The following is a 13640-nucleotide window of genomic DNA, read 5'->3' on the forward strand; positions in this document are numbered from 1 at the left end:
TTTTATACTTTATTTTCTCTTTTAAACTGTAATGGAGTTAAGGTAGTGTGCTTCATAAAATACTTTGTAAAATGACTAGCATCGGTAAAACCAAACTCTAATGCTATTGCTGATAAATTATGATCACTATGCTTAATTCTCTTTTTGATCATTTCTATTTTTAAACCATTTATATATTGTGTCAGATTCATCCCCATATTGGTTGAAAAATAATTTCTAAATCCTGACTCTGAAAGACCAAATTCATGACTTAAATGCTTTACTCCTAAACAATCTGGCAAATGAATATAAGCATGAATATAATTCTGTATTCGCTCTATTTTAGAAGTATTATATTGTTCTGCTAATACTGTCGATTGAGAGGTAGATTGATCCATCAGAATTAGTACACTTCTCAATAAGTTAGTATGTAATTCTGTCGTTCTATGATCATTCTGTTCCCACTCTGTAATCATTAAATCAACAATTGAAATAATCTTATTAACCAACTCTATATCAATACTATTTTGTTTGCTTACTTCCCATTTCCTACCTAAGTTAATCAATAGGTTATCCCAATAATCTGTTATACTAGCATTAACTCCATCTTTAACTGCACTAGGCAAAAACTTGATGACTCTAAATCGTGTTTGTTCTTCTATATAAAAGTGATGGCTATCTTCTGGTGAGAGAAAGAATATCGTATTTCCTTGATAAGTAGATTGTTCTTTATTTAAATCGTGTATACCACTCCCCTCACTGATCAGCATTAATTCATAATGATTGTGATTATGGTAAGTAAATGGCCACTCTTCTGTGCGAAAATGCCTTAAAAACAAAGGTTCGAACTGTACTAACTTCATCTTACAAACATAGCGAAATATACTATTAATATAACAGAATATACAAAAGTGTATTTGATAACTCTACTACATTTGCCAACTTAACAAACTAAACAATATGTCAATCAAAAACAAAGAAAAATATGCTATCCCTATTATGGCATTTACTGCGGGGACTATTGTAGCTAATGTCTACTATAGCCAACCCATTCTAAAAAACATTGCTGAAACACTAGGAGAACCTGAAGCTGCAGTAGGCAAAGTATCTATGCTAGCTCAGATAGGTTATGGTATAGGTATGTTCTTTCTACTTCCTTTAGGAGATAAAATTAATAGAAAGCGATTAATCATTATGATATCTATTATACAAATATTTGTATTAATGTGTATTGCTAATACCACTCATTTAAACTTCTTGCTAATCTTGAGCTTTTTAGCTGGTGTATGCTCTACTCCTGCCCAAATTATCTTACCTATGGCAGCTCTACTAAACAAAGAGAATAGAGGAAAAAGCGTAGGTATTGTCTTTAGTGGAATATTATGTGGTATTCTTGGCTCACGTCTAGTTAGTGGATGGTTAACAGATTTATGGGGATGGCAGAGCGTCTTTATTTTTTCTGCAATTATGATCTCCATTAGCATCGTTTTGATGTGGCAATTTCTACCTAATGCGCCTATTAAATTTAAGGGTAATTATATTCAGTTATTGCAATCTACACTACGCTTAGTCAAAGAACACAAAACACTGCGACAAGCCGCCTTATTAGGCTCTTTAACCTTCGGAATATTCTGTTCTTTTTGGACTACACTTACTTTTCACTTAAGTGGAGCTCCCTTTAACTATACCCCTTCTATGATAGGTATGTTTGCGATAGTCGCTATCGGAGGAGCCTTAGTAGCCCCATATTTTGGCAAATTAGCAGATAAAGGACAAGTCTTTCAAAACTTATTCCTTACGATTTCGTTAGTAATTATTAGTCTTGTAGGAATGCTTATTTTCCCCAACTCTATTATAATCTTAATTATCGCTATATTCTTATTAGACATTGGAGTTCAAGCAACACAAATCACTAATTTTACTCGTATCTACGCTCTTAGTGAAGAAGCACACAGTAGATTAAACACAGTCTATATGACAGCTTATTTCATAGGAGCTGGTATAGGAACTTTCTTTGGGTTGATTAGCTGGAGTATCAATGGATGGCTAGGTTCTCTAACCCAAATGCTGTTGTGGAGTTTCTTAGCACTAGGTATTGTCTTTCTATCTAAAAAAGGAAAACTATAGTCCCCACATGATTAGTTTACTATAACTAATTCTAACCTATAGCTCTCTAGAATTAAAAGATGTAACTTTTAAGCCTAGAGAGCTATTTTAATATAATCATTACTCCTACTTTCATAGATTACAAATTTATAAAGACTTCAAAGTACAAATCCTACTTACTTCCACTTTTTTCCATTTTCTTCCATTCTTTTCCGAATACTTCCAAATATTTCCAGAAAAGTCTATTTATTTCCATGTCTAAAACCTTAAATCACTGAATATCAGTAATTATTATTTTTAAACATACCTATTTCTTCGGAAGCTCTTCGGAAGAGTTCAGTATTTGTTCGGACTGAGGGGCAGTTTACCGAAGAACATCCAAAGACTGCCCAATAAATTCCCGAACAATATGCATTTAAGCTTCTATTTTTTATGTCTCTTTTTAGCTTCACTTTTGAATAAAATGGGATATTCCTTAAAATTAAAAAAACTATAATTCATTGTGAGGCATAGGTTTTCTATAATATCTCTTGCCTTTTTAAGGTCCAAGGCTATCTATATTATCAATTCTAAAAAAACCTCATCCTTTTAATTCCCTGAATGATAAATCAATATTAACTTGAATAACAAGAAATTGAGTAGCATAAACTGTTGTAATTGTATCAAGCTTAATTATATTTACACTACCATTAACTAACCCAAACAATTATCATTATGAAATTATTCAATTTTTTTAAGAGCAAGCGCAGCTCCATAGATCCTACTAGACCCTGTAGCTACGCGGATATCTGTAGTAATGACACCGCAGAACAATATTATGATGCAGGACATCTAGATAAGCTACATCTTATTGGTTTAGCTTTTGGTGGAGATGACTCTCCTTTTAATATTTTATATGTTTCACCTGAAGCTGCTCTCCAAAAAAGAGAGATAGATAATTATATCGTAGATTTACTTCAACAAGGCTATAAAGTACAATACAAAGCTTTTCCGGAGTATAAAGGCAATAGTTTTATCCCATCTAAGGTTATTATAGAAGTAGACGGTGACCAGACATTTACGAAAGAAATTGAAATATGGTAAGTAAAGACATGGAGAATCATAGAATATACAGTACCTCCTTTGCGAGTGTATACCCTCATTATATTGCTAAAGCAGAGAAAAAAGGTAGAACAAAAGAAGAAGTAGATACTATCATCAGATGGCTTACAGGTTATAATCAGGATGATTTGAGACAAATAATAGAAACGAAAGTAAACTTTGAAGATTTCTTTGCTAATGCCCCTCTCATTAATCCTAATGTTAAGCTTATAAAAGGAGTTATCTGTGGTTACCGCGTAGAGGATATTAAACATCCACTTATGCAGAAAATACGCTACCTAGACAAATTAATTGATGAGCTAGCAAAAGGAAAAACAATGGAAAAAATACTGCGAACTTAAACAACTATGGGAGCATGGAGATATAAAGCATTAGAAAGCGATGATGGATTTGACACAATTAATTATATCGAAGACTATATAGAGGATAATTATTCTTCATCTGATAAGTTTCAATTAGATTTAGGGAAGTTAATCCAAAGACTACAAGACATAGGAGCTCTAGGTAAGAGCTTTGACGATATTGATTTTTACTATGACAATACTGCTATGGCTTTAGTAGAGCTATTCTTTATTTTTAAAGATGATGGATATCTTCATTACGGTAATGGTAATGAGATTCAAGAAGGGCTTAAGCTACGTCTAACCGAATTTAAAGGAGATAAATTAGCCCTAGGATTCTTACTGCGATATATGCAAGATATGATAAATGAAGTACCTGATGAAGATGGAGAAAGAGAATCTGTTGAGTTATGGAGAGACTCAAACTGTTTTGAAGAATGGAAAGAACATTTAAATATGTTAGCAAAAAGATTAGAACAAGAACTAAAATAAAAAGCCTCTAAAAAATAGAGGCTTTTCTATAATACAATTCTTCCTTTTATAATTCTTAACTTATTGTCTTCTCTCAATCTTTTAATACTCCTGATCACCGTTTCTACTCTTAGCCCCGTCATGTCAGCTATTTCTTGTCGAGTTAAATCCACAATATACAAATCCTGTTGAATCAAAGGATGTTGCCAATTAGTCTTTAAATAATTTAATAACGTTAGTACGCGCAATTCTGCATCCTGAGCAGAAATTTTAGGTGCCATTACACCTTGAAAATACAATTTTTTAGATAGGTTATAGTTTATCAGTAAAGAGAAATCATGATTCTCCTTGATCAGGATTAGAAAACTTGCTTTGTCTAATTTTAATACTTCTGTTTGTTCAACAGCAATGGCATTACAGATATAGGTTGTCTCTAAAAATATAGTTCCTTCTCCGAAGTTATGTCCTCTAGAATAGAAGCTAAATATAAACTCTCTACTATCATCCTCATCATAAATGTTTAATTTAACTTCTCCACTTACGATATAGTAAAAATACTCTGGCCACATGCCTTCTTCAAAAATGAAATCATCTTTTTCATAAACAACTTTCTCAGCTCCATATTTTTTTAACAATCTCATATTCATCATAATGATAAATTATTGGTCAATATTAAAGATAGCACATTATATGCCAAAACAAGAGATTAAATTGTTAATAAAACAGTTCAAAAGGAGAATAATCAATAGTATATGACTATTGTCATATAATTAACTCATACAAATTAATTATATGTTAAAAATAAACCAAACTTAACAGTGCCACGATAACCTAAATTATATTTTTAATCAACCCTTGTATCTTTTCTTTAGAAATTCCCCATTCATCATCTAATATACTATAATAAGCCGCATTACGAATAGTACCATCATTCTGTATTTTATCCTTTCTCAGAATACCTTCAAAGACTCCTCCTATCTTCTCAATAGCTTTCCTTGAACGAATATTAGTGTCTTTCGTTTTCAGTTGTACTCGATTTATTTTCAGTACTTCAAAACAATAAGTCAAGAGTAGTAATTTACATTCTAGATTTACTACACTTCCCCAATACTCTTGCGTAATCCACGTCCATCCTATTTCTAACTTCTTATCTGCTTCATACATCTCAAAGAATCGCGTAGAACCAATGATCTTCTGTGTTCTTTTATCAATAATAACAAAGGGATACTGTAATCCTTTTTCTCTAGCTATTAACGCATTTTGATAGTTGTCATAAAAAGTATCTCTATCAGAACAATCTGTAGGTACTAATCGCCAAAGTTCTTTATCTGCACTAGCTTGATATAATTCTTCCAAATGTTCTTTTTCTAAAGGAATAAGATCTACCGTTGTACCTTCTAATACTGTTGGATAAGGAATCCATTGTGTGTTGTTATTTTTAACCCGGAATACGCGATAGACCTATTAACGAGAATGAATTATACAAAACAGCTCTGAATTTATGAAAAAAGCATACTATAGTATGGTTTTAGAAGAAATGAAAGAGATGTAAAGTAGAATTTATTCGTAGTATCGGGCGAATGCGGATTCTGGGTTTAACCATAATTATTTATATAACTCCTTTATTTAAGAGTATAATTAGTAAGGAGTAAATGTATAAAAAACGAGTATTCTCTTTGGGTTTATCAATATCAGAAGACACCAAGCAACATAATCAATACACCAGCTTACTGTTTTATAGAATGAAACTACAAAAAACGATGTCTCAATATCCATTTACTCATTTAGAGATGCATTGGACTTAAAATACTTACTTTTGTAGTCTTATTAAAATCTAAACATGAACTGTACACTGTGTAATACATCTTTAAGCACTAAGGTAGATGACGAGTATTATATCTGCTCTAAGTGTAATGCATACCTAAAAGATGAGATGCTTTACTTTGATCAAGACAAAGAAAAAAGCCACTATGAATGTCATAATAATGATGTGAATGATATCGGTTATCAACATTTTACAGCTCCTGTAACGAATACTGTATTAGCACACTGTACACCAGCTATGCTTGGTCTAGATTATGGATGTGGTAAAGGCCCTGTAATTACAAAACAACTGGTAGAACAAGGCTATACTGTAGATCTTTATGATCCTTTCTTTCTTCCAGACCTTGCTTATCTAGATAGAGTATATGATTATATCTTTAGCTGTGAAGTATTTGAGCATTTTTACAATCCTAAACAAGAATTAGAGAAATTATCTGGAATACTAAAACAAGATGGTTTACTGATTATTAAAACACATTTATACACAAATCAAGTAGATTTCAAAAACTGGTATTATAGAAAAGATCAAACCCATGTTTTTATTTATACCTTCAAAACTATTGAATATATAGCAGAGCATTTTGATTATCAAATCGAGACGCTTACCGAGAGATTAGTTGTCTTACGAAAAAAATAAGAGGCTATGTATTAGATACTAGCCTCTTTTATTAATTTATCACATTGCTCTTTCCAGTTGTCCTCTCCTATCCAAATCCCTTTCACATCAGAATATCTGTTAATATCATTTAGAGCGTTTAAATCGTCGTCTAAATGCCAAATAAGACCACTACCACCTATAGTGTAGCTTTTATCTGCTCTATTGGTAAATATAATATGCTTATGCGTGATACCTATTTTATCTGCTAGTAAGAATAAATCATCATTACTTCCCCCTCCATTCATAGCACAAAGCAATTCATTATACCTCCCCGTTATGATAAAAACGTCTATTCCTTTATTAGTTAACTCTTTTGCATATTGAGCTACTTCTGCTTCTGTCAATGTTCCATCAAAATCAAATGATACTCTCATTTTATTGTTTTATTGTTTTATTGTTTTTTTGTGATGCTGTGATGTCGTGATATTGTTTTGTGATTTTACTCTTTTAAGGAGATATTTTGTTTTACAAGAAAACAACATCACATAAACATAACTAGACCCACATCCCTTTTTTCCCTTTATAAAAACGAATAGTTCCAGGGCCTATAAAGGCTATAGCTAAGGCAGCTAATAGATATAATAAGTTCAGCTCAGCATTTACCCCTCCAGTATTAGGATCTAAGCCAAAGCTTCCCATTCCCTTAACTAAGAATAGAGACATAAACATCGTAAATGCTATAATAGAAGCAGAAATACGTGTAGCAAACCCCACTAGTAAAAATATAGGTGCTACTATCTCACCGATAGGCACTCCTATCCAAAGCAGCTCTGGTAGATTATGTGCTTTCAACTGGTTAATAATAAAATCATGTCCATGTATTAATTTATGGATCCCGTGGAAGATCATTAGTCCTACAACACCTAATCTCAATAGGAATTTTCCAAAATCTGCATTCATATTCTACTGTTTTTTTGTAATTCTGTTATTTCGTGATTTTGACATTTTGTAATACAAAAAACCGAAATAATACCTTGTGTTAATTGATCTTTCTTAATTCTCCTTAAAGTCTTGTGACTTTGAGATATATTAGCTAGTTTTAGTTGGTCTTATTTCTATTTTACTAGGAAGCACACGAGGATTCATCGCTAAGATATCTACTACCAACTGTCCCATATCTTCTGGCTGTATTTTCCAGTGATCTGCATCAGACGGCTGGTGGTTATTAAAATTAGAAGTCACAGAACCAGGCAATATTGTTGTCACCTTTACATCTGCATTTCTAAGGTCTAACATAGCTGCTTGAGTAAAACCTACTACACCAAACTTACTAGCGTTATAACCACTTCCATTAGCGAAAAAGTTTATCCCTGCTAGACTGGCAATACTGATATAATACCCTTTGTGCTGCTTTAATTGCTTTACAGACGCCTTTAAAGTGTGAAATACCCCAGTTAGATTCGTATCTATCATTGTATTCCAATCCTCAAGACTCATATCTTCTATAGATGAGAAGATACCAACTCCCGCATTGGCAATCACAATATCTAATTTTCCGAATTTCTCTACGATTAGTTCCACTGCCTTCTCTTCATCTTCATACTTCCTTACATCAGATTGAATTGCTAATATATTATCTGTATGCTTTAATTCAGCAATAGCTTCGTTAACTGTATCTATATTCCTACCTGATATTGCTACTTTATATCCTTGTTCTAAAAGAGCTTGAGCAATTCCCTTTCCTATACCTTTAGTACCTCCTGTGATGTACACTACTTTTTGCATATACTATTCTTTATGGATTATTTAAAGAATAAAGATATAAAAAAAGAACTATTCTCTCTTGTCATAAAGGCTCATACATTGTTTTTTTTTATACTCTAATTTGGCTAGTGACATATTTGGATTTAAATTAGCGACGATAAAAACAACTATAGTAATTATGAAGAACAAATCAGTATTATTCTTTTTGCTAGCTGGAAACATCATGTTTGCACAACGCAACTTTGATATGACAGAGGCTACACTAGGACAAGGTAGACAGTTTGCTACAGAAAGAATACTTCAACCATCTTGGAAGAATGACAATACCCTGAGTTTTGTAACTAAAAATAGAGATAGCCTTTTAATAAAAAGTCAAGCTAACAAATGGGAGTCACAAACAGCTCTTACTGCTAAACAATTAGAAGAAGTAATCAATAATACAGTTAAAGGGACTACATTTAACCTTAGAATCATCCCGACTAACCTAACTTGGTTAAATGACAATGAAATCGAGTTTTATACTCCTGATTCTACTTTTAAATCAAAGTATTACTTCAAGGTTAACCTTACTGATAAAAAGGTAGTCAACTCATTTAAATTTGATCTTAATGGTGACCAACAAATCATCTCTCGCAATGGAGATCACATCGCTTGGTTACAAGATAATAATATCGTAGTGACTACTAATAAAGGTGGTGATGTTAAAGTAACTGATGATCCTGCTCTAGATATCATCAACGGAAGTAGTGATACTCACCGCAATGAGTTTGGTATAAAAAAAGGAATGTGGTGGAGCCCAAAACAAGACCAACTTCTATACTATAGAAAAAACCAAAGTATGGTGACTTCATACCCTATCATTCAATGGAGTGAGCGCGTGGCAGAAGTAAAAAACATCAAATACCCTATGGCTGGTATGGCTAATGAGCAAGTATCATTAGTAATCTATGATGTATATACTGGTAAAAAGGTAACTCTACAAACTGGTGAAGCAGACCAATTCCTAACCATGGTTACTTGGGATCCTTCAGGAAACTATGTTTATGTAGGAGTTCTTAATAGAGAACAAAATCATTTAAAAGTAAATCAATACAACGCTGCTACAGGTGCCTTTGAAAAAACGTTATTCGAAGAAAAATCTAAAACGTATACAGAGCCTTCTAATAGTCTAGTATTTGTACCTGGTGCACCTGATCAATTCTTATACTTCTCTGAAGTAGATGGATATAGACAACTATTCTTATACGACACAAATGGCAAGCTAATCAAGAAATTAGGGCATGAAAACGTGATAGTAAACGAGTTCTTAGGTTTCGACGAAGACGCTAAAAACCTTTACTATATAGGAGTTACGAATCAAGGATTAGATAGACAGTTATTCAAAACAAACCTTAAAAAAGGTAAAACAGAACAGATCACTACGTTATCAGGAACACATAGTGTTGTCTTAAACAAGAGTAAGTCATTGTTCTTAGATCAGTTTAACAACTTAGAGACCCCTAACAAAGTTACTATTGTCAATGCTGATTCTAAAAAAGAGCAACAAGTGTTAGAGTCTAAAAATCCTTTTGATGGTGTTGTGACAATGCCTAAGACAGAGATTAAGACGATTACAGCTGCAGATGGAAAAACTCCTTTAAATGCACGTATCATCTACCCTACTAACTTCGACGCAAACAAACAATACCCTGTGATGGTATACGTATATGGAGGGCCTCATGCACAGTTAGTAACCAACACATGGTTAGGTGGAGCGAACTTGTTCTTTAACTATATGGCACAGCATGGCTACATCGTATTTACGGTAGATAGTAGAGGTAGTTTTAATAGAGGACGTGACTTCGAACAAGTAATCCACAGACAATTAGGTCAAGCTGAGATGGCAGATCAAATGAAAGGGGTAGATTACTTAAAATCACTTCCTTATGTAAACCAAGATAAGATAGGTGTATATGGATGGAGTTTCGGAGGTTTTATGACTACAACTTTATCTGTTAACCACCCAGAAGTATTTAAAGTAGGTGTAGCAGGCGGCCCTGTAATGGATTGGAAAATGTACGAAATCATGTATGGAGAACGCTATATGGATATGCCTAGCGAAAACCCTGATGGATACAAAAAAACAAGCTTACTTAACAAAGCAGATAAAATAAACAACAAGCTTTTAATTATTCATGGAGCTCAAGACCCTGTAGTGGTTCAGCAGCATTCTATGGAGTTTATAGAAGCTGCTATTAAAGCAAATAAACAAGTAGATTACTTCTTATACCCTTCTCATGAACACAATGTTATGGGAGTAGACAGAGTTCACTTAAATGACAAGATAGCACAGTATTTCTTCGATTACCTAGAGAAACCAAATACAAAATAGTATTATCATAAACAGTAAAGCCGAGACAAGTTCTCGGCTTTATTTTTTATACAGATTTCTATCTTGTCCTTTATAAAAGAATACAACTATTTCTTTTTTAACAATAGCTGTATTTCTACTATTTGATCTAAGAATGAAATATCTACCTTATCTAAATTAATGACAAACTCCCCTACTGAAGGCTTACCATGAGAAGCCCATACATTAGAAGTATCTCTTTTGTACAATAAATCAGAAATACTAATTTCTTGTTCAACTATATTATTTCCCCTGATTGAAGCTATCACATCATAGTCATCTAACTTATTTCTATAATACTCTTCATCTATAGTTCCTTTAGGCAATATAACTCCAATATCTATTATCTCAGCTATAATATCTCCTTGCTTAATTCTATCTCCCTTTTTCATAAGAATATTCGTTACTATTGCAGGCTTTCCTCTATGTTTTATTAGATATTCTTGTAGTTTCTCATATTTATTTTTTAGGGAGTCCAAGCTCTGATGTATATGTTTCATCTGAGCTTCATTAGATGAGCTATTAGTATTTTTAAATGCTTCTAATTGATCTTCAAGCAGTAACAATAAACGTCTGTTTTCATTTAAATAAACAGCACGCTCCTCTTCACTACCATATTTTAGAACCATCACTGTTGCTATGTCATCACCTATTTCTAAGATTTGATTCTCTTTAATACATACTTCACTTAAACTATGTGTTCCTTTATGTATTGAACGAATAGTTCCCTTATTTACTACAACTATCTTACTTGTAACAGTTAACTTTGATTTTGGTCCATCTCCATCATTTATCTGTTTACCGTAAATAAATACCGTATTAAAAAGAACAATTATGAGGACTGCTATTCTAATAATTGTACTGTAGCTATTATTAAATAGATGCCTCATGTTACTTATCATTATTAGTAGTTAAAAGATAAAGCTTAGTTGCTAATAGAGGTAGATCTGCAGTATCAGTATTACATAGAATGATCATGATCTTATTAAAGTTTTTATCAATAATCATTTCTGTGTTAAACCCATCAATACTTCCTCCTCTTCTATAAAACCCTTTGGCTTCATTAAAGAAGAAACCATAGGTAGGTTTACCTAGAAGCCAATCAATATTATTATTCGTTTGAGCAGTGAGTAAATACTTTGATGTAGATGCTTGATTAATGAGTTTATTATCTCTTAATGCAATAACAAACTTATACAAATCATCTATAGTAGAATACATACCTCCTGCACCATAGTAGTTGGAGATAAATCTCCTATCATTGTACAAAGGCATTTCTTTCTTCCCTTCTCCAAATGAGTAATTATGATAACCATAAGCAAGGTCTAATATCACTTCTTCTTCTTTTACAAATCCAGAATTTACTAAACTTAAGGGTTTTAAAATCAAATCTTCTATAGCTACTGAAAAAGGTTTTTTTGTACTGTTTTCGATAACTTTAGACAAGAGTACATAATCTACATTATTATAATTAAATTCGCTCCTATCCTTATCTGCTATTTTTACAAAGTTACTTATATATTCATCTAACGTATAAGGATTTATTACTGCTTTTATAGGTTCATTTTCCAAACCTGATTGGTGAAGAAGCAATTCTTTAATTGAGATATCCTGACAGTCTACAGGAAGTTCTTGTATATACTTTCCTACTTTATCTTCTAAATGAATTAATCCTTTTTCCTGTAATTGTAATATACATACAGTAGTAAACAACTTCGTCATTGAAGCTATAGGAAATCGTGTATCATTATTTATTTTTACCTGAAACTGAAAATTCGCGTACCCTTTATTTATCTTAATAGAATCATTTTCATCAATATAGAGTATAGAACCATTAAAATGCCCTACATCATACTCTCTATGAACAGACTCAGCAATCTTATTCTGACCAAAGGCCATCGTAGAAAAAATGAAGAAAAAAGAAAGAATTGTTAATCTCATAACTAAAAATTAAAACATTTTATTTCTGTGAATCCCCCCTTTTATACTTAACTAAAGAATAACAGAGTAATAAATAACTCCCAAAAATAGCGATATGAATACAGTATAATACATTGCTTTGTAAACCAATACAATATACTTTATTTATTCAATGTATCCCACTCTTGATAATAAATCCATATTGACTCTATGCTCCGCTTGCTGTTTCTAGGAGTTTGCTAGGGGTTTTCTTCGAGTTTTCTAGCCTAGAAGGCCGTTTTGTCGAAGAAAGGTGTAAGCATACCTCTAGCACTCCCCAAGCATATCCTATCAATACATATAAAAGAATCACAAACAACTCGATTATAAATAGATATGTAAACAATAAGCTATGCAGCATAAATATAACTAAACAAAAACTAACCTCACTACTGAGCGGAATTGTATTAATCATACATCGAGTAGAATATATTGATCTCTATTTCTGTATCAGATTATACTCTATTGCCATTTTAATAGCAGTACTCAGATTAGAAGTTTGAAACTTCTCTATTAAGTTTTTGCGGTGACTCTCTACTGTATGATGGCTGATAAACAGTTTCTCTGCTATCTGGTTTGTGGTTAGACCTGATGCGGCTTCTATTAAGATTTCTTTCTCACGGCGAGTCAGTTTTGGGATTTGCTTTAAGCCTACTTCTTCTTTTTTGTCTAAGACTATTTTAGACTGTGAACAAAGGTATTTTTCTCCTGCAAATACAGTTTTAATTCCTGAGATAATCTCTTCTACCGAAGCATTCTTCTGAATATATCCCTTCGCTCCTTCTGCTAAGCTACTATTAATAACAGCATATTCATTGTGCACACTCAACATGATAATCTCTAACTGAGGAAATTTCTGTTTAAGTGGTTTAATTAACTCCAATGTATTGATATCTGCTAAATTGATATCTAATAGTATAATATCCGTGTCTGTAGTTAAGAGCCCTTGCATCATGCTTTCTTTATCCGAAAAACAAGCGACTACTTCTATTTCTGATTGATACCCTAATATATTTTTTAATCCTTCTAATAATAAAGGATGATCGTCTGTAATATATTAGCCCCTAAATAAGCTGGAGTGAAATTAGTAAATTAATTACATAACTTT

15 protein-coding genes are annotated in these 13640 nt (G+C 32.4%); 6 read left to right on the forward strand and 9 right to left on the reverse strand.

The annotated features are described in order from the left end of the window. Nucleotides 1-2: 2 nt before the first annotated feature. Complete coding sequence (locus RT228_RS17190; protein ID WP_006258878.1) at nucleotides 3-842, reverse strand: helix-turn-helix domain-containing protein; 840 nt, start codon at nucleotides 840-842, stop codon at nucleotides 3-5. Nucleotides 843-939: 97 nt separating this feature from the next. Between RT228_RS17190 and RT228_RS17195 the strand changes: the two genes are divergently transcribed. The 4 genes from RT228_RS17195 (at nucleotide 940) to RT228_RS17210 (ending at nucleotide 4019) form a co-directional block, all read left to right on the forward strand. Continuing rightward, nucleotides 940-2106 (forward strand): MFS transporter, encoded by a 1167-nt coding sequence (locus tag RT228_RS17195; protein ID WP_006258879.1) that lies wholly within the window; start codon nucleotides 940-942, stop codon nucleotides 2104-2106. 693 nt (nucleotides 2107-2799) lie between these two features. Continuing rightward, nucleotides 2800-3168, forward strand: a complete 369-nt coding sequence (locus RT228_RS17200; RefSeq protein WP_006258880.1) for a hypothetical protein — start codon at nucleotides 2800-2802, stop codon at nucleotides 3166-3168. Beyond that, nucleotides 3162-3527: a DUF2200 domain-containing protein gene (locus RT228_RS17205; RefSeq protein ID WP_006258881.1), complete on the forward strand. Its 366-nt coding sequence runs from the start codon at nucleotides 3162-3164 to the stop codon at nucleotides 3525-3527. Before RT228_RS17200 ends, RT228_RS17205 begins: the two co-directional genes overlap by 7 nt. Before the next feature lie 6 nt (nucleotides 3528-3533). Next, nucleotides 3534-4019, forward strand: coding sequence for a DUF4259 domain-containing protein (locus RT228_RS17210; protein ID WP_006258882.1), 486 nt, complete (start codon nucleotides 3534-3536; stop codon nucleotides 4017-4019). Between the two features lie 26 nt (nucleotides 4020-4045). On the opposite strand, the gene RT228_RS17215 is transcribed toward RT228_RS17210, so the two are convergent. Next, nucleotides 4046-4639 carry a Crp/Fnr family transcriptional regulator gene (locus tag RT228_RS17215; protein ID WP_225581552.1) on the reverse strand — a complete coding sequence of 198 codons (594 nt, stop codon included), beginning with the start codon at nucleotides 4637-4639 and terminating at the stop codon, nucleotides 4046-4048. A gap of 190 nt (nucleotides 4640-4829) precedes the next feature. Further along, a complete protein-coding gene (locus tag RT228_RS17220) occupies nucleotides 4830-5417 on the reverse strand; it encodes a GNAT family N-acetyltransferase (RefSeq protein WP_039851689.1) in 588 nt (195 codons plus the stop codon). Nucleotides 5418-5838: 421 nt separating this feature from the next. On the opposite strand from RT228_RS17220, the gene RT228_RS17225 reads away from it, so the two are divergent. Continuing rightward, nucleotides 5839-6459: a class I SAM-dependent methyltransferase gene (locus RT228_RS17225; RefSeq protein WP_006258885.1), complete on the forward strand. Its 621-nt coding sequence runs from the start codon at nucleotides 5839-5841 to the stop codon at nucleotides 6457-6459. Nucleotides 6460-6470: 11 nt separating this feature from the next. Here the strand turns inward: RT228_RS17225 and RT228_RS17230 are convergent, their stop codons facing one another. From RT228_RS17230 to RT228_RS17240, 3 genes are all read right to left on the reverse strand, one after another. Beyond that, nucleotides 6471-6854 carry a hypothetical protein gene (locus RT228_RS17230; RefSeq protein WP_006258886.1) on the reverse strand — a complete coding sequence of 128 codons (384 nt, stop codon included), beginning with the start codon at nucleotides 6852-6854 and terminating at the stop codon, nucleotides 6471-6473. A gap of 121 nt (nucleotides 6855-6975) precedes the next feature. Next, a complete protein-coding gene (locus RT228_RS17235; RefSeq protein WP_313139062.1) occupies nucleotides 6976-7380 on the reverse strand; it encodes a DoxX family protein in 405 nt (134 codons plus the stop codon). 129 nt (nucleotides 7381-7509) lie between these two features. Beyond that, nucleotides 7510-8205 (reverse strand): SDR family oxidoreductase, encoded by a 696-nt coding sequence (locus RT228_RS17240; RefSeq protein ID WP_006258888.1) that lies wholly within the window; start codon nucleotides 8203-8205, stop codon nucleotides 7510-7512. A 157-nt stretch (nucleotides 8206-8362) separates the two neighbouring features. On the opposite strand from RT228_RS17240, the gene RT228_RS17245 reads away from it, so the two are divergent. Continuing rightward, complete coding sequence (locus RT228_RS17245; RefSeq protein WP_006258889.1) at nucleotides 8363-10555, forward strand: S9 family peptidase; 2193 nt, start codon at nucleotides 8363-8365, stop codon at nucleotides 10553-10555. An 86-nt stretch (nucleotides 10556-10641) separates the two neighbouring features. On the opposite strand, the gene RT228_RS17250 is transcribed toward RT228_RS17245, so the two are convergent. From RT228_RS17250 to RT228_RS17260, 3 genes are all read right to left on the reverse strand, one after another. Then, nucleotides 10642-11463 (reverse strand): hypothetical protein, encoded by an 822-nt coding sequence (locus RT228_RS17250; protein ID WP_006258890.1) that lies wholly within the window; start codon nucleotides 11461-11463, stop codon nucleotides 10642-10644. Nucleotide 11464: 1 nt separating this feature from the next. Beyond that, nucleotides 11465-12514 (reverse strand): serine hydrolase domain-containing protein, encoded by a 1050-nt coding sequence (locus RT228_RS17255; protein WP_006258891.1) that lies wholly within the window; start codon nucleotides 12512-12514, stop codon nucleotides 11465-11467. Nucleotides 12515-12971: 457 nt separating this feature from the next. Next, entirely contained in the window at nucleotides 12972-13586 is a 615-nt protein-coding gene (locus RT228_RS17260) for a response regulator transcription factor (protein ID WP_313139068.1), read from the reverse strand. Between the last annotated feature and the right edge of the window lie 54 nt (nucleotides 13587-13640).

The organism is Myroides sp., from assembly GCF_032073645.1.
In the GTDB taxonomy this organism is placed as follows: Bacteria; Bacteroidota; Bacteroidia; order Flavobacteriales; family Flavobacteriaceae; genus Flavobacterium; species Flavobacterium odoratimimum.

Excerpts from the sequence above, each read along its gene's own strand:
- RT228_RS17240 (WP_006258888.1), bottom strand. The coding sequence starts at position 8,205 with ATGCAAAAAGTAGTGTACATCACAGGAGGTACTAAAGGTATAGGAAAG.
- RT228_RS17190 (WP_006258878.1), bottom strand. The coding sequence starts at position 842 with ATGAAGTTAGTACAGTTCGAACCTTTGTTTTTAAGGCATTTTCGCACA.
- RT228_RS17245 (WP_006258889.1), top strand. The coding sequence starts at position 8,363 with ATGAAGAACAAATCAGTATTATTCTTTTTGCTAGCTGGAAACATCATG.
- RT228_RS17255 (WP_006258891.1), bottom strand. The coding sequence starts at position 12,514 with ATGAGATTAACAATTCTTTCTTTTTTCTTCATTTTTTCTACGATGGCC.
- RT228_RS17235 (WP_313139062.1), bottom strand. The coding sequence starts at position 7,380 with ATGAATGCAGATTTTGGAAAATTCCTATTGAGATTAGGTGTTGTAGGA.
- RT228_RS17225 (WP_006258885.1), top strand. The coding sequence starts at position 5,839 with ATGAACTGTACACTGTGTAATACATCTTTAAGCACTAAGGTAGATGAC.
- RT228_RS17230 (WP_006258886.1), bottom strand. The coding sequence starts at position 6,854 with ATGAGAGTATCATTTGATTTTGATGGAACATTGACAGAAGCAGAAGTA.
- RT228_RS17210 (WP_006258882.1), top strand. The coding sequence starts at position 3,534 with ATGGGAGCATGGAGATATAAAGCATTAGAAAGCGATGATGGATTTGAC.
- RT228_RS17250 (WP_006258890.1), bottom strand. The coding sequence starts at position 11,463 with ATGAGGCATCTATTTAATAATAGCTACAGTACAATTATTAGAATAGCA.
- RT228_RS17195 (WP_006258879.1), top strand. The coding sequence starts at position 940 with ATGTCAATCAAAAACAAAGAAAAATATGCTATCCCTATTATGGCATTT.
- RT228_RS17215 (WP_225581552.1), bottom strand. The coding sequence starts at position 4,639 with ATGAGATTGTTAAAAAAATATGGAGCTGAGAAAGTTGTTTATGAAAAA.
- RT228_RS17205 (WP_006258881.1), top strand. The coding sequence starts at position 3,162 with ATGGTAAGTAAAGACATGGAGAATCATAGAATATACAGTACCTCCTTT.
- RT228_RS17200 (WP_006258880.1), top strand. The coding sequence starts at position 2,800 with ATGAAATTATTCAATTTTTTTAAGAGCAAGCGCAGCTCCATAGATCCT.